Annotated in this window: 12 protein-coding genes and 2 pseudogenes; 8 read left to right on the plus strand and 6 right to left on the minus strand. The window is 39.6% G+C overall.

Annotated elements, in window-relative coordinates:
* Nucleotides 1-2 precede the first annotated feature (2 nt).
* On the minus strand, nucleotides 3-2,087 hold the full coding sequence (locus F927_RS07565) for a TonB-dependent receptor family protein (protein WP_370736363.1): 2,085 nt from the start codon (nucleotides 2,085-2,087) through the stop codon (nucleotides 3-5).
* A 252-nt stretch (nucleotides 2,088-2,339) separates the two neighbouring features.
* Here F927_RS07565 and mutM point away from each other — a divergent pair, with 252 nt between their 5' ends.
* Both mutM and F927_RS07575 read left to right on the plus strand, forming a co-directional pair.
* The gene (gene mutM, locus F927_RS07570; RefSeq protein ID WP_005083219.1) at nucleotides 2,340-3,161 is read left to right on the plus strand and encodes a bifunctional DNA-formamidopyrimidine glycosylase/DNA-(apurinic or apyrimidinic site) lyase; all 822 of its coding nucleotides are present in this window, start codon (nucleotides 2,340-2,342) and stop codon (nucleotides 3,159-3,161) included.
* Between the two features lie 10 nt (nucleotides 3,162-3,171).
* Nucleotides 3,172-3,465: pseudogene (locus F927_RS07575) on the plus strand (peptidylprolyl isomerase); the annotation flags it as partial.
* 71 nt (nucleotides 3,466-3,536) lie between these two features.
* Here F927_RS07575 and F927_RS07580 read toward each other — a convergent pair.
* From F927_RS07580 to typA, 3 genes are all read right to left on the minus strand, one after another.
* Nucleotides 3,537-3,872, minus strand: a complete 336-nt coding sequence (locus F927_RS07580; protein ID WP_005083225.1) for a gamma-glutamylcyclotransferase family protein — start codon at nucleotides 3,870-3,872, stop codon at nucleotides 3,537-3,539.
* 157 nt (nucleotides 3,873-4,029) lie between these two features.
* Nucleotides 4,030-4,464 carry a large conductance mechanosensitive channel protein MscL gene (gene mscL, locus F927_RS07585; protein ID WP_004640655.1) on the minus strand — a complete coding sequence of 145 codons (435 nt, stop codon included), beginning with the start codon at nucleotides 4,462-4,464 and terminating at the stop codon, nucleotides 4,030-4,032.
* A gap of 245 nt (nucleotides 4,465-4,709) precedes the next feature.
* Nucleotides 4,710-6,545: a translational GTPase TypA gene (typA, locus tag F927_RS07590; protein ID WP_004640657.1), complete on the minus strand. Its 1,836-nt coding sequence runs from the start codon at nucleotides 6,543-6,545 to the stop codon at nucleotides 4,710-4,712.
* Between the two features lie 175 nt (nucleotides 6,546-6,720).
* Between typA and F927_RS07595 the strand changes: the two genes are divergently transcribed.
* From F927_RS07595 to F927_RS17200, 5 genes and pseudogenes are all read left to right on the plus strand, one after another.
* Nucleotides 6,721-8,079: a uracil-xanthine permease family protein gene (locus tag F927_RS07595; protein WP_005083229.1), complete on the plus strand. Its 1,359-nt coding sequence runs from the start codon at nucleotides 6,721-6,723 to the stop codon at nucleotides 8,077-8,079.
* A 61-nt stretch (nucleotides 8,080-8,140) separates the two neighbouring features.
* A complete protein-coding gene (locus tag F927_RS07600) occupies nucleotides 8,141-9,166 on the plus strand; it encodes a methyltransferase (RefSeq protein ID WP_005083230.1) in 1,026 nt (341 codons plus the stop codon).
* 68 nt (nucleotides 9,167-9,234) lie between these two features.
* Nucleotides 9,235-10,692, plus strand: a complete 1,458-nt coding sequence (locus F927_RS07605) for an amino acid permease (RefSeq protein ID WP_005083231.1) — start codon at nucleotides 9,235-9,237, stop codon at nucleotides 10,690-10,692.
* 248 nt (nucleotides 10,693-10,940) lie between these two features.
* Nucleotides 10,941-12,151: pseudogene (locus F927_RS07610) on the plus strand (RtcB family protein).
* 4 nt (nucleotides 12,152-12,155) lie between these two features.
* Nucleotides 12,156-12,314, plus strand: coding sequence for a hypothetical protein (locus F927_RS17200; RefSeq protein WP_005083233.1), 159 nt, complete (start codon nucleotides 12,156-12,158; stop codon nucleotides 12,312-12,314).
* A 124-nt stretch (nucleotides 12,315-12,438) separates the two neighbouring features.
* Here F927_RS17200 and omp38 (F927_RS07615) read toward each other — a convergent pair whose 3' ends face one another.
* Together omp38 (F927_RS07615) and omp38 (F927_RS07620) are read right to left on the minus strand one after the other, a co-directional pair.
* On the minus strand, nucleotides 12,439-13,467 hold the full coding sequence (gene omp38, locus F927_RS07615) for an outer membrane protein Omp38 (protein ID WP_005083234.1): 1,029 nt from the start codon (nucleotides 13,465-13,467) through the stop codon (nucleotides 12,439-12,441).
* 431 nt (nucleotides 13,468-13,898) lie between these two features.
* Complete coding sequence (gene omp38, locus F927_RS07620; RefSeq protein ID WP_005083235.1) at nucleotides 13,899-14,948, minus strand: outer membrane protein Omp38; 1,050 nt, start codon at nucleotides 14,946-14,948, stop codon at nucleotides 13,899-13,901.
* Between the two features lie 390 nt (nucleotides 14,949-15,338).
* Between omp38 (F927_RS07620) and F927_RS07625 the strand changes: the two genes are divergently transcribed.
* The gene (locus tag F927_RS07625; RefSeq protein ID WP_005083237.1) at nucleotides 15,339-15,851 is read left to right on the plus strand and encodes a GspH/FimT family pseudopilin; all 513 of its coding nucleotides are present in this window, start codon (nucleotides 15,339-15,341) and stop codon (nucleotides 15,849-15,851) included.
* Nucleotides 15,852-15,890 lie beyond the last annotated feature (39 nt).

Raw genomic sequence — 15,890 nt, forward strand, 5'->3', positions numbered from 1 at the left:
GGTTAGAATTGCTTAGTTACGGAAAAACCCGCACTCCAGTTACGCCCATCTGCTGGTTCAAAGAAACGCCCATTACCATCATTTACGATCACTGAACCAATATAATTTTTATCCAACATATTATCGATACGTGCATAAGTATTTACACGCCAGTCATTCATATTCCAAACATAGCCAGTGTAAGCAGAAATGGTGGTGTAACTTGGTGCTACCTCAGTATTAATATCATTGACATATATTTTGTCACTATATTGAGCATCTACACCGCCATATAATCCAGCTTTAGGTTTCCATGCCAATGAAGCATAGGCTCGTTGTTTTGCGATCCCTGGAATCAGATTACCAGATTCGATTTTGGAAACTGAACCAATCTCAGGCACATCCGATTCAAAAGTCGCATCTAAATATGCATAACTAGCATTTGCAATCAAATCATGCCATAGCGCTTTGTTCCATGTTAACTCTACACCTTCACGTAAAGTTTTATCAGCGTTGCGGAAAGTATTGCGTCCATCTTTTGCACCAGCCGAAACAATGTCATCTTTAGTCTTGGTCTGAAATACCGCCAACGTAAAATTACCCAACATATTTTGTGACTTTAAGCCAAACTCATAGGTATCACTACTTGATGCTTCTAAATCAAAATTAAATCCACCTAACCCATCAGGGCGATATGCCATTTCAGTAAATGTTGGCGTTTCAAAACCCTTAGCGTAACTCACATAGGTCAATAACTCTGGTAAGACTTGCCAGCTTAACGCAATCGACGGAAGTAACTTAGAATAATCTGTTTTGCCACTATCATCCCCATTGACTCCAACAATGAAATGATCCTTGGATTTGTAGTGTACATTGCTATAACGCACACCTGTATCTAACTTCCATGTAGGTAAGAACTGCCAAGAAGCTTGTAAATATGGGTCAATATTCCACAAGGTGTTATCTTCATCACGGCGCAATTTGCCTTTAACACCATAAGAAGGTTGACCATTTACTAAGTTAAAATTCTCATATCCTTTACGGTCTTCGTCCATTGCATCAAGCGCAACACCTAAACTCACTATAGTATTTGGCAATAGCTCCTTGCCTGTCCAACGAAAGTCAGCACCATAATAGTTACGCTCAAAGTCAATTACACCACCTGCATGTCTCAGATTTTCTTGAGTAGATTTTGGAATGGATTGATACTGCGTGACTTGGCGATTTCCCCAATATCCCATCATATAAAGTTCATTTTGCTCATCAATTGGTTTTGACCACGTTACTCCAGTTTGAATCTGCTCTATATCCTTACGCACATCAAACTGCTTGAGAAAAGGAACCTGTTGTCGTGGATTTTCACGCCATTGTTCGCGAGTTAAACCTTGTGGATCATTTGCATTGATTTTGACGTAATTGGTAATCCAGTTCACCTTGGAACCATCTTCCAAATTCCACGTTAGCTTGGCATTATTTTGAACTTTATCAGCATCACTATGTTGTCGGTAGCCATTTGTATCAAAGTAAGATGAACTAATGATATAGCTGGGTTCATTTTGATTTTTGGCGCCACCTTGCAAAATGATACCCGCACGATTTTTATCGTGACTACCACCAGTATAATTTAATTCAATTGAATCCTTGCCTTGACCTTCTTTGGTTGTGGTTAACAACGTCCCACCAGAAGAATTTCCATAGAGAGAAGAAAATGGTCCTGTTAGAACTTCAAGATGACTCAGACTACTCAAATCAATATTTGAAGTTTGACCTTGACCATCCGGCATCGTCGCAGGAATACCATCAACATAAAGACGAATCCCTCGCACCCCAAAAGTAGAACGCGCACCAAAACCTCGCATGGATAGCTGTAAATCCTGTGCATAGTTTTCACGATTATTCAATTGTAGACTCGGTACACCTTTTACCAATTCAGTCAAATTAACTTGAGCAGATTGTTGTTGCTCAGATGTATCCACCCGAAAAACAGATGCTGGTGTATGTAAATAGTCAGTATTCATACGAGTTGCTTCAACAGTAATCGTTGGGAGCTGAACTGTAGGCTCTGAATTAGATTCAGTAGCCCAGATTGAGCTACTACCTAAACCCATACATAACACGACACAACCGTATAAAAAGTTAATTTTCATTGAAGGCATGAAGATTCCTTATTTCTCAAAAATTCAAACAGGATTTTTAAAGTAAGCATTTGATTATTTTATATTTGTCTTACATCATTAACTTTAGCCACAATCATCAATCTTGTTACTGATCGACATTGGCAAATAAAGTTAAATACCCTCATAATTGTAAGTGAAACATTTACCCTCATTGTATTGTTGTTGAAACAACTTGAGCTTTTTATGCCTGAACTTCCTGAAGTTGAAACTACGAAAACCAGTCTATTGCCGCTACTCACACAACGTGTTCAATCGGTTAAGGTATTGAATGCCAGTCTCCGATGGCCCATTCCTGATAATCTTGAAAAGTTAGTGGGACAACGCTTAACAGCTCTTAAACGTCGGTCTAAATATATATTGGCTGAATTTGAACAAGATCAAATGCTATGGCATCTCGGCATGTCAGGAAGTTTTCGTTTATGTGAACCGAATGATGCTTTGAGAAAACATGATCACCTCATCATTGACTTTGAAGATCAGCAACTTCGCTATCACGATCCTCGACGTTTTGGATGTATTCTTTGGCTAGATCAGGCAAACCAAAGCAAACTGATTGACACTCTTGGACCTGAGCCACTCTCTGAGGATTTCAACGCTAGGTATCTTTTAGAAAAATTACAAAAAAAGAATGTCGGCATTAAAATTGCTTTAATGGATAATCATGTGGTGGTTGGCGTTGGCAATATTTATGCAACCGAAAGCTTGTTTAACATTGGCGTTCATCCAGCACAACCTGCTAGCACCTTAACGAAGGCACACGTAGAAAAGCTAGTGATTGAAGTGAAACGGATCTTGAAACATGCAATCGACTTAGGTGGTTCAACTTTGCGTGATTATAGCAATGCAATGGGTGAAAATGGTTATTTCCAACAAACCCTATTGGCTTATGGTCGCGCTGGTGAAATGTGTGTCAACTGTGAGACCACATTAGAGAATCTGAAACTTGGTCAACGAGCAAGTGTGTTTTGTCCACAATGCCAACCATTGAAATTGAAAAAAGCATAGTTTTAAAAAAGGAGAACAACGCATGAAAACTGCTATTGTTCGACATATCTTAGTCAAAGATAAAGACATGGCTGAACAGTTGAAAAAACGTATCCATTCTGGTGCTGATTTTTCAAAAATTGCGAAGCAATATTCAACCTGTAATTCAGCCAAACGCGGTGGTGAACTCGGCGAAGTCAAAAAAGGGCAACTCGTTCCTGTGATAGATAAATTGGTTTTTAGTGCAGCAGAACGCGTTTTACATGGCCCAATCAAAAGCCAATTCGGTTTCCATTTGTTAGAAATTAAGTTTCGGATGGATTAAGATAATCCAAGATGAGCTTAAACCTTATTTTAAGCTCATTAAAATAATAAATATTAAATAGATAAGAAACACTAGTTTTGTTTCGGTTTCATCACATACGTCCATGCACCTATGCATTCACCTGAAGTGAGAATCACCTCCGTCTGTACGCGTTGATATTGAAATCCTTCAAAATCATCTAACATTTTCCAATTTTCATCTAATTTTTCGGAACTGAATAAGTATCCCTCAACAAATGGGTCTTGTGAATTAAGAACGATCGCTGGCAACCCTTTATCAGGCCCCCAATCTAAAACGTAAACAGTTCCATGCACACGTGCTTGCTGCCAATCCCCTTCGATCGCCCCCAAAATATGGGCATTTTCTCGATTTGGACACAAGGTTCCATAAACAAAGAGACGATTCATTTCTCCACTCCCCCTTTAATATTCGGATGTATCTTAGAATGAAATTCAGGATTTTTCTATGTAAGCATAGGCATTAAAAAAAATGGATGTGCTACTGCGACCAATTGATTGGCAATAAAAAACGGCATCCCCTGATGCCGTTTTTTTATTACGGATATTATCCTTGTTTTTTCAACTCATCACGAATTTCACGAAGCAATTGAACATCTTCTGGCGTTGGTGCAGGTTCTGCTGGCGCTGCTTCTTCTTGTTTACGCAGACGATTCATCACTTTCACTAACAAGAACACCACCCATGCCAATAATAAGAAATTAATCAACACGGTAATGAAATTACCATACGCAAACACATTTAACCCAGCTTCTTGGGCTGCTGCAAGATTGCTAATACTATTCGGATTATCTCCCAACACCACAAACCAATTGGTGTAATCTACATCACCACCCAAAATCCATGAAATAATTGGCATCAGAAGATCTTTGACCATAGAATCAATAATCTTGCCAAAAGCACCACCAATGATCACACCAATCGCGAGATCCATGACATTGCCTTTGACAGCAAACTCTTTAAATTCTTGAATAATACTCATCTATAACGCTCCAGAATTAAAATGAATACAGCCTGTTTTGGGATTGTTTAATACACAGGTGTAAATCGTTAGCATAATGTTGATAATTTAATATTTTTATCAAAAAAAGAAAGTTATTTCACACTTTAACAACATATTTTATTTTAGTAAAAATATGAACTTAAGCATGTAATCACTCTTTTCATGATGCAATAAAAAAACCGCCAAATCAATTTGGCGGCTTTTCACTTTTCACTTAAGAAAAATTATTTATCACGGTTACGTTTACGTTCATTTTCAGTCAAGTAACGCTTACGAATACGAATTGATTTTGGTGTTACTTCAACCAACTCATCATCTTCAATGAATTCAAGCGCTTGTTCTAGCGTGTATTCCAATGCAGGTGTTAAAGTCAGTGCTTCATCAGTACCTGAAGCACGAACGTTGGTTAACTGCTTCGCTTTGGTTGGGTTAACAACCATGTCATCTGAACGCGAGTTAATACCGATGATCATGCCTTCATATACTTCAAGCTGTGGCTTAGCGAATAAACGACCACGGTCTTGAAGTGTGAATAATGCATAGCCCAAGCAAGTACCTTGAACCATAGAAATCAACACACCATTTTGACGTTTCGCAACAGTACCTGCTTTTGCTGGACCGTAATGCGAGAAGCTTGATGTCATGATCCCTGTACCAGAAGTCATAGTTAAGAATTCAGAACGGAAACCAATCAAACCACGTGAAGGTACAGTTGCTTCAATACGGATACGACCTTTACCGTCAACTTCCATATTGGTCATTTCGCCTTTACGGAAGCCCATTTGCTCCATTACAGAACCTTGATGCTGTTCTTCAACGTCAAAAGTTACGTTTTCGTATGGCTCTTGTTTTTCGCCATCGATTTCTTTCATGATCACTTGTGGACGTGATACGCCCATTTCAAAGCCTTCACGACGCATGTTTTCAATCAATACTGAAAGGTGAAGTTCACCACGACCAGAAACTTTAAAACGGTCTGGACTATCAGTATCTTCAACACGTAATGCAACGTTGTGGATCAATTCACGATCAAGACGTTCACGAATGTTACGTGAAGTAACGAATTTACCTTCTTTACCAGCGAACGGTGAATTGTTCACTTGGAATGTCATCGAAACTGTAGGTTCATCTACAGACAATGCAGGTAATGCTTCAACATTTTTCGGATCACAAATCGTGTCAGAAATATTTAATGCATCAATACCTGTGATACAAACGATATCACCAGCAGAAGCAGATTCAACATCAACGCGCTCTAAACCGTGATAACCCATGATTTTTAAGATACGACCATTACGTGTCTTACCTTCTTTATCAATTACGGTTACTTGAGTGTTCAATTTTACAGAACCACGTTGAATACGACCAACACCGATAACACCAACGAAGCTGTTATAGTCAAGTGAAGAAATCTGCATTTGGAACGGACCATCAACATCAACTGCTGGTGGTTCTACGATATCAACAATCGTTTCAAACAACGGTGTCATATCATCCGCTAATTCTTCTGGTGATGGACCGGCCACACCACGAAGACCAGAAGCATAAACAACTGGGAAGTCCAATTGCTCATCAGATGCACCTAAGTTATCAAATAAGTCGAATACTTGATCAATAACCCAGTCACAACGAGCGCTTGGCTTGTCAACTTTGTTAATAATCACGATTGGCTTCAAACCACGAGCAAATGCTTTTTGTGTTACGAAGCGAGTTTGTGGCATTGGACCTTCTTGAGAGTCAACAAGAAGCAATACACAGTCAACCATCGACATTACACGTTCAACTTCGCCACCGAAGTCTGCGTGTCCCGGGGTATCCACGATGTTGATACGGTATTCCGTATCAGTACGCTTATCTAACCATTTGATCGCAGTGTTTTTAGCAAGAATGGTAATACCACGTTCACTTTCAAGCGCATTCGAGTCCATGACACGCTCAATCTCACCCGCGCGTTCGCCGAGTGCACCAGATTGTTGAAGTAATTTATCGACAAGCGTGGTTTTACCGTGGTCGACGTGCGCAATAATTGCGATATTGCGGAGATTCTTAATATCAGACATAGAATTCGAAACGCTTAAAATTTGAGGGCAAATTATACAGAAAAATACTACGCTTTAGTAGTGACAGTTTATTGACATGCGACTTTTTTTCTGACGAAACGTTACAGAATCGTTGGTAAAGTAGGCTAAGTCTATTAGAATATTCCACTAATGCTTACCTGTTTTATATACTCCCATGTCGAATCCCCAACCCCAGCAACAGTTAGATCTGGTCTATGGACTCAATGATCGTCCGAAACCTTTTGTTGCATTTTTAGCCGCTTTACAACACCTTTTAGCAATTCTGGTACCGATCGTCACCCCTGGCTTATTGATTTGTTTAGCCTTAGGCGTATCTCGTGAAGATACCAATATGATCCTTTCAATGTCCTTGATTATCTCAGGGATTGCCACCTTCTTACAATGCAAAAAAGTGGGACCATTTGGTGCAGGACTTTTGATCGTTCAGGGCACAAGCTTTAATTTTATTGGTCCAATCATTGGTATTGGTAGCGCGATGGTCGCGGCAGGTACACCGGTTGAGCAAGTAATGGCTGCAATTTTTGGTGTGGTCATCGCAGGTTCATTTATCGAAATGGGCGTTTCTCGAATCTTACCTTGGGTAAAGAAGCTAATCACGCCCTTGGTTACGGGTATTGTGGTTCTGTTAATTGGTCTGACCTTGATTAAAGAAGGTCTGATTAGCATGGGCGGTGGATATACTGCCATGCAAGACAATACTTTTGCCAATGCGGACAATCTAATCATGTCTTGCACCGTACTCGGCATCATTATTTTATTGAATCGTATTCGCATTATTTGGGTGAAAAGTTCAGCAATTTTAATCGCCTTAATTATTGGTTATATTCTTGCTGGATTTATGGGGCATTTAAACTTTTCAGCCCTCGGTGAAACACCTCTGATTCAAATTCCGACCCCAATGCATTTTGGTTTGAGCTTCTCATGGAGCTTATTTATTCCAATGGCATTTATTTATTTGGTCACATCGCTTGAAGCGATTGGCGATGTAACAGCGACCAGTAAAATTTCCAATCAACCCGTTGATGGTCCTGTTTGGATGCAACGAATTAAAGGGGGCGTATTGGTGAACGGTGCTAACTCATTCTTGGCTGGTATTTTTAATACCTTCCCTAGTTCTGTTTTTGCCCAAAACAATGGCGTTATTCAACTCACTGGCGTAGCAAGTCGTTATGTCGGCATCTGGATTGCAATCTTACTGATCCTATTAGGCTTATTCCCTGCCGTTGCGGCCGTAATACAAGCCGTTCCTCAAGCTGTCTTAGGCGGTGCAGTGATGGTGATGTTTGGCGCTGTAGCGGCCTCTGGAATTAATATCTTGTCAGGAATTCACTTAGATCGCCGCGCTTTGTTGATCATTGCGATCTCACTGGCACTTGGCTTAGGCGTTGCTCAAGTCCCGCAGATTCTAGAACACCTTCCTGAATTATTTAAAAATATTTTTAGTTCAGGCGTTGCAACTGGCGGTATTGCTGCTTTGGTTTTAAATCTTGTTTTACCTGAAACTCACAAATAATCATCCAACCATAGCAAACACCCAGTTTGACCACTGGGTTTTGTTTTGATGAGAGATCAATATGGATCCACGTAGCGAAGTTGTCTTACGTCAACAAGATTATTTAAATGGGCATGTCTTGTTGATTAATGCCCCGAATGATCAACTGAGTAAAAATATGCCGAGTCAAGTCCAAACTTCGATATGGACTTGGAATTATGCAGATCATCAAAGTTTTGTTGGTCATCAAATTAACTCGTATTTCTCAACTGAATTTCCTCAGATTACGGTTGATCAAGTCATCATTTTCGTTCCGAAATCCAAGGAACTCCTCAACTATCTATTGCATGTTGTTGTGAGCCACTTAAATCAAGGGCAACGTATTTTTCTAGTGGGTGAAAAAAAAGGGGGCATCGAACGTGCAGCCAAACAATTACAAAGTTATGGAAAAACACTCAAACTCGATAGTGCTAGACATTGCCAATTATGGCAAATGCAAATTGAAAAAACTGAACAATTAAAACCACTTGACCATTGGTTAAAAACCTACACTGTGGATATGGGAGAAGATCGTTTAGAGGTCTGTGCCCTACCTGGGGTTTTCAGTCAAGATCATTTAGATACTGGAACGGCTGTATTAGTCCCTTACCTTCCACAGGTAAAATCGGGTAAGATTGCCGACTTTGGTTGTGGTGCAGGCATTATTAGTGCGTATTTAGCTAAGCTTCATCCAAACCAACATATTTTTGCGCTTGATGTTGATGCATTTGCATTACGGTCGACTGAGATGACATTTCAACGTAATGGGCTGAACTTGGCTCATTTACATCTTCAGCCAGTAACAGGCTTTGCCGATGCGCCAAAAGACTTAGATGCAATCGTAAGTAATCCACCTTTTCATCAAGGGATTCATACGGATTACGATGCCAGTGAAACATTATGTCGACGAGCAAAATTGCACTTGAAACGTTCAGGTGAATTATGGATCGTGGCGAATCGTTTCTTAAATTACCCTCCATTGATTGAACAAAGCTTTGGAGAATGTATGGTGAAAGCAGATCAACAAGGCTTCAAAGTATTATTCGCCTGTGCAAGTAGGGTCGGCTGATATTTCAGCCTACAACGTAATTCATTTATAAAGTGTCAACCGACCCTTATAGTGTTTAAGGATTTTTTATGAGCGATACATCTGCTCCCCAACAGCTTCTGCGTAAGCTTGGCGCCCGCCATCTCAATATGATCGCCATTGGTGGTTCTATAGGCACAGGCTTATTTCTCGCTTCAGGTTCAACCATTGCCAGTGCAGGTCCAGGCGGCGCATTATTAGCATATGCCTTAATTGGTTTAATGATTTATTTTTTAATGACCAGTTTGGGTGAACTTGCCACACACACACCAACTTCTGGAGCATTTTTCACTTACGGTAGCCGTTATGTGGAAAGTGGATTTGGCTTTGCGTTAGGTTGGAACTATTGGTACAACTGGGCAATTACAGTTGCATTTGAGCTGGTTGCAGTACAGTTCATCATGAAATTTTGGTTTCCCGATCTTCCAGGATTTTACTGGAGTGCCATTTTCCTCGCGGTGATATTTGGAATTAATGCACTCACGGTAAAAGGCTTTGGTGAAAGTGAGTTTTGGTTCTCAATGACTAAAGTTGTTGCGATTGTGATCTTTATCATTATTGGTATTTTCATGATTGTTAAGGTCATGCTCACTCCAGATGTTTCCGCTTTTAGCAATTGGACTAAAGGAGATGCACCTTTTGTTGGCGGTTTACAAGCCATGATTGGCGTGGCAATGATTGCAGGATTTTCATTCCAAGGCACAGAAATGGTTGGGGTTGCAGCAGGCGAATCTAAAGACCCGAAGAAAACCATTCCGATTGCAATTAAACAAATTTTCTGGCGTATCCTGTTGTTCTATATCTTATGTATTTTCATTATTGGTACATTGATTAGTTATGACAACCCACTGCTATTACACGCAGCGGAAAGTAAAGACATTGCGCTGTCACCATTCACTTTATTGTATGAAAAAGCAGGTTTTGCTTTTGCGGCGAGTGTCATGAATGCGGTTATTTTAACTGCGATATTATCTGCGGGTAACTCAGGCATGTACTCATCGACACGCATGCTGTTTGATATGGCTAAACAAGGGCGTGCACCGAAATGGTTTGCTAAACTTGACCCGCGTGGCGTACCTATGAATGCCCTTTATGCAACTACGGCAGTCGCTGCATTGTGCTTTTTAACCACGTTTATTGGTGAACAAGAGGTTTTCAACTGGTTACTCAATATGTCGGGGATGTGTGGCTTTATCGTTTGGTTAGGCATTGCGATCTCACACTATCGTTTCCGTAAAGGCTATTTAGCACAAGGTTACCGTCTTGAAGATCTCGCGTATCGTGCCAAATTCTTCCCATTTGCACCGTGGTTTGCATTCATTCTATGTTCAATTATTATTCTTGGTCAAAACTATCAAGCTTTAATGGGCGGAAAAATCGATTGGATTGGGCTTATCTCAACCTATATTAGCATTCCTTTATTCTTGGTCATCTGGTTAGGTTATAAATGGAAACACAAATCTAAGCTCATTGCTTATCAAGATATGAATGTTAAACCAGGTGAATAAACCACATAAGACTTGACCAAAATTTAAATATGAGTAGAATCTTTGCTCATATTTTAACGGCAACATTTATTTTAGGAGGACGACACGCATGCCAACATTACAAGGAACAACTTACTAAGATTTGGCACGCGGTCGACTCACGGACAAGTGGCAAATCAACTTCACTTGTCCGAATGTCTACTTAAACCTAGCATTCGCTAGGTTTTTTTATGCCTATTCGGACACCAAATAAAATAAGAGAGAATCTTATGGGCATACAAAAAATACTTAATGCAGATGCTCAATATGGTATGGCGTTCCAGTGAAAATATTCACTCGCGATATTGATCAGGAAAGCATTGAACAACTTAAGAAAATGGCACAACTTCAATTTGTTTATTCACATATTGCAGTGATGCCTGATGTACATGTCGGTAAAGGTGCGACCGTGGGCAGCGTTATCCCGACAAAACATGCCATTATCCCTGCCGCAGTTGGCGTAGATATTGGTTGTGGCATGAATGCGATACGCCTAAATCTAAAAGCTGATCAATTACCTGACAATCTTGCACCGATACGCCATGCGATAGAACGCAAAGTTCCTGTAGGTTTTGAGCTACACAAACAGGTTAAAGCGAAAGCCTCAAGTATTATTCCATTGGAAAAACGCTTGCAGCCTATCATTAAAAAACACCCGGGTCTTGTCCGAATGCTCAGAAAATTTGACGCAACTTGGCAAAAACAATTGGGAACACTGGGTGGTGGTAATCACTTTATTGAACTTTGCCTTGATGAAAATCAAGATGTCTGGGTCATGCTTCATTCTGGCAGTCGTGGTTTGGGCAATGTGATTGGTACCTATTTTATTGAGCTTGCCAAGAAAGAAGCGCAACATCGTTTTGGGCATGTTCCTGACAAGGACTTGAGCTATTTTGCTCAAGGCTCAAATAGCTTTGATGATTATGTTGAAGCTGTGGAATGGGCACAAAGTTATGCTTTCGAAAATCGTCGTGAAATGATGCGTCTGATATTAGAAGCGATCCGCCCTCTTCTACCAGCCTTTCAGATGACGAAAGAAGCGATCAATTGTCATCACAATTATATCAATCAGGAAAATCATTTTGGTGAAGACCTATTCATTACACGTAAAGGTGCAATTCGAGCAGGCCAAGATGAACTCGGCATTATTCCAGGCTCAATGGGCTCTCGCTCTTATATTGTAAGAGGGAAAGCCAATCCTGAATCTTTCTGTTCGTGCTCACATGGCGCGGGAAGAAAAATGAGTCGTAATAAAGCAAAGTTAATGTTTAACCAAGATGATCTTATTCAACAAACTCAAGGTGTTGAGTGTCGAAAAGATGTAGGTATCATCGATGAGATTCCTAGTGCCTACAAGGATATAGATGCGGTCATAGCCAATCAATCTGATTTGATTGATGTCGTACATACACTGAAGCAAATTCTATGTATTAAAGGATAATCATATGAAACTTAAAAAAATGCCACAAATCAAAGTTCGCAATCCAGTTGCTATGTCACCCTTGCTCAAAAAAGGTGGAATTCATGAAACTGAAAAGCCGCGTGCACAGCATCGCCGCGATCGCCAACATGCCAAACAGCAGCTCAACAAAGGTGTTTGGTAGGATAACTTAAGCCAGACTTCGATTTAAATTTTAGAATAAGGAGAGATAAAATGAATATTTACAGCATAATAACCATCAAAAAAGCGACTCATATTGAGTCGCTTTTTTCAGTTCAAAAACTCAATTATTGAGCTTGTTGATCTGGTTGTACTAAAACAGTACGGCTACCAGAAATCGCAGCGAATACGCGACGGTTCATAGCACGACCTTCTTTAGTTTTGTTGTCAGCAATCGGTTGATCCCAAGCGAAACCTTGAGTAGACAAACGAGATGCATCAACATTGTATTCGTTTACAAGCGCTGATTTAACAGAGTTTGCACGAGCTAAAGATAAACGTTCGTTCAATGCACGTGGACCAGTGTTATCAGTGTGACCTTCGATACGAGCAGTCGCATTCGGGTACTCAGCTAATTTCTCTGCTACTTTTGCAATTTCAGACTTAAATTGTGGCTTGATGTCTGATTTGTTTGTATCAAAGAATACACGAAGTTCCATGTTAAGATCTTCAATTAACTCTTGTGGTTGTGGCGCAACTGGTGTTGGTTCAACTGGAGCAACTTCTACTACTGGAGTAGCTGGCTTCAAGTGACCACCAAGAACAACGTTTAAACCAGCAAGTGCTGTGTAGTTCCAGAACTTTTCATCAAAATGATATGTACCACGAGCTTCGGTACGAAGAGATAAAGCATCATTTAAGCGCCAGAATACACCACCACCTGCATTTGCTAATGTACCTTCCTGCTTACCGCCGTATATATCATCACCTTCATATTTGTAATGACCAGCACCCGCCAATACATATGGCTTGATTTTGCTGTCATAATTTTTAGTGATCAAATCAGAAGTAGCGTAGAAGTTACCAGCAATATTACGCCCCTTATAGTCGTTACTTGTACTTGTGTCACCTTTGATTTGGCTATATTCAACTTCAGCACCTAACCAAGGTGTTACTTCAACACCAATAGCTGCACCAACGAATAAATCATCTTTAAGCTCTGGACTTGGGGTCAATTGACCTTTATCACCACGGTTATTATGTTCAGTATCAAACATTGTATAACCAAGCATTAATGGAGTGATTGTTACGCCTGCATTAGCAGCAGCGAAAGGAGCAGCAACAAGCATAGCAAGTGCAATACGACTCAATTTCATGAATATCTTCCTAAAAACAAAATGTTTGCCCTGTAAACTTTAATAGTTTTGAATACAAGAAATAGCTTTATTAAATCTTTTTCAGCCACTCAATTTATGTTGAATCTTACAAAATACCTGATTCATTTTACAAGTATTCAATCAACAATTTTCTGAAAGGTCTATTTCTCGTTGCAAAAGCTACCAAACTCTAATTCGACAATCGTTATTAAAGCTGCGAGAGTTTATCACTTTTTAATCAAAAACTTAACAAAATCCCGAAATACCATCAATAGAACTAAATAATTCACACGATTTATTCAATATAAACACATAATTATTCTAATCATTCACTTTTATTGTAATCAGATCAATTTGAGACAAATGTAATTGAGATAAAAAAAGCGACTCATATTGAGTCGCTTTTTTCAGATCATTTCAATAACTTGAAATTATTGACCTGGTTGTACTAAAACAGTACGGCTACCAGAAATCGCAGCGAATACGCGACGGTTCATAGCACGACCTTCTTTAGTTTTGTTGTCAGCAATCGGTTGATCCCAAGCGAAACCTTGAGTAGACAAACGAGATGCATCAACATTGTATTCGTTTACAAGCGCTGATTTAACAGAGTTTGCACGAGCTAAAGATAAACGTTCGTTCAATGCACGTGGACCAGTGTTATCAGTGTGACCTTCGATACGAGCAGTCGCATTCGGGTACTCAGCTAATTTCTCTGCTACTTTTGCAATTTCAGACTTGTACTGTGGCTTGATGTCTGATTTGTTTGTATCAAAGAATACACGAAGTTCCATGTTAAGGTCTTCAGTTAACTCTTGTGGCTGTGGCGCAACTGGTGTTGGTTCAACTGGAGCAACTTCTACTACTGGAGCAGCTGGCTTCAAGTGACCACCAAGAACAACGTTTAAACCAGCAAGTGCTGTGTAGTTCCAGAAGTCTTCGTCGATATTATAAGTACCACGAGCTTCAGTACGAAGAGATAAAGCATCGTTTAAGCGCCAGAAAGCACCGATACCAGCATTACCTAGAGTACCTTCTTCTTTCAAACCACGACCAGTACGACCTAACTGAACATCAGTAGCGTCAGTGAACGAGTATTTGTAATGACCAGCACCTAACAATACATAAGGCTTGATTTTGCTGTCATAGTTTTTAGTGATCAAATCAGAAGTAACATAGAAGTTACCGTTGATTTGTTGTTGCTTATATTCAGAGTTAGCAGCAAGGCTGTCAACATCACCTTTAACTTGGTTATATTCAACTTCGAAACCTAACCAAGGTGTTAATTCAACACCAATAGCAGCACCAACGAATAAATCGTCTTGTAGTTCGCCACCGTTAGTTAAGTGCTTATCACCATTGTTGTGTTTAGTGTCTTGGAATGTGTAACCAAGCAATAATGGAGTGATTGTTACGCCCGCGTTAGCAGCAGCTAAAGGAGCAGCAACAAGCATAGCAAGTGCAATACGACTCAATTTCATGGATATCCTCCAGAGATAACAATTGTTTGTTGTTCAAGCTTAGCCTATGATTTTTGGCCACTGCGAACAGGGTCTGCCCTACAGTATTTTTTTTAAGCTATTCACTTCACTTTGAATCATACAAACACTTGATGAAATTTCCAAGTGCTTGATAACTTTAACCTCGCAAATTATTGACAAATTTTCTTACAATTTCCGTTGTAGTTCAGTAAATTTTAATTCGGCGTAAAAGAATGAATAGCTTATTGTACACTTTCTTCGATTTTAGCAGCATTTGATGAAGGAAGTAATCATTAGTTTGTCTAGATATTAAACTTAATTTAATAAATATGATCTTTACTTAACACTTTGTTAATAAAAAAATTACAGAAACATTATATAGGTAAAAAAATGTTTAAGAATTTAGGATTCACAATCAGTGAATTGATCACTTGTGTCGCGATTTTGGCAATTTTAGTTACTTTTGGTATCCCTCATTTAAGGGAGCTTATAATCTCAAATGAAGCAAAACAACTCAAAAGAACACTCACAATTCACATACAAAAATCCAAATCTGACGCACAAATCTATCAAAAAAATGTGACTCTGTGCGCAAGTCATGATTTACAAACTTGTGGGAATAACTGGAATCAAGGCATCATCAGTTTCATCGATACAAATAACAATCGACAACGCGATCCTTCGGAAACGTTATTGTATGCCCTGCCATTAAATTACAAACATGGCACATTAGAGTGGAGAGGTACCCTACGAATTAATTCAGTCACATTTCAGGGCAATACTGGTTTACCTCGGGGTTCTAATGGCAGTTTTTTCTATTGCTCAAACTCTCCGCAGTACCATACACGGATAAAATTAAGCCAAATGGGACATCTTACCCCCGAACGCTTAACAAGTTGCTAAGAACTGTTCAGTCTAGCTTAAGCGATGTAAAACACTTTC

It is taken from the genome of Acinetobacter haemolyticus CIP 64.3 = MTCC 9819 (genome assembly GCF_000369065.1).
GTDB lineage: Bacteria > Pseudomonadota > Gammaproteobacteria > Pseudomonadales > Moraxellaceae > Acinetobacter > Acinetobacter haemolyticus.

Coding starts and splice junctions, on each gene's coding strand:
- mutM (WP_005083219.1), top strand. CDS start 2,340: ATGCCTGAACTTCCTGAAGTTGAAACTACGAAAACCAGTCTATTGCCG.
- mscL (WP_004640655.1), bottom strand. CDS start 4,464: ATGAGTATTATTCAAGAATTTAAAGAGTTTGCTGTCAAAGGCAATGTC.
- omp38 (WP_005083234.1), bottom strand. CDS start 13,467: ATGAAATTGAGTCGTATTGCACTTGCTATGCTTGTTGCTGCTCCTTTC.
- F927_RS07625 (WP_005083237.1), top strand. CDS start 15,339: ATGTTTAAGAATTTAGGATTCACAATCAGTGAATTGATCACTTGTGTC.
- typA (WP_004640657.1), bottom strand. CDS start 6,545: ATGTCTGATATTAAGAATCTCCGCAATATCGCAATTATTGCGCACGTC.
- omp38 (WP_005083235.1), bottom strand. CDS start 14,948: ATGAAATTGAGTCGTATTGCACTTGCTATGCTTGTTGCTGCTCCTTTA.
- F927_RS07580 (WP_005083225.1), bottom strand. CDS start 3,872: ATGAATCGTCTCTTTGTTTATGGAACCTTGTGTCCAAATCGAGAAAAT.
- F927_RS07595 (WP_005083229.1), top strand. CDS start 6,721: ATGTCGAATCCCCAACCCCAGCAACAGTTAGATCTGGTCTATGGACTC.
- F927_RS17200 (WP_005083233.1), top strand. CDS start 12,156: ATGAAACTTAAAAAAATGCCACAAATCAAAGTTCGCAATCCAGTTGCT.
- F927_RS07565 (WP_370736363.1), bottom strand. CDS start 2,087: ATGGGTTTAGGTAGTAGCTCAATCTGGGCTACTGAATCTAATTCAGAG.
- F927_RS07605 (WP_005083231.1), top strand. CDS start 9,235: ATGAGCGATACATCTGCTCCCCAACAGCTTCTGCGTAAGCTTGGCGCC.
- F927_RS07600 (WP_005083230.1), top strand. CDS start 8,141: ATGGATCCACGTAGCGAAGTTGTCTTACGTCAACAAGATTATTTAAAT.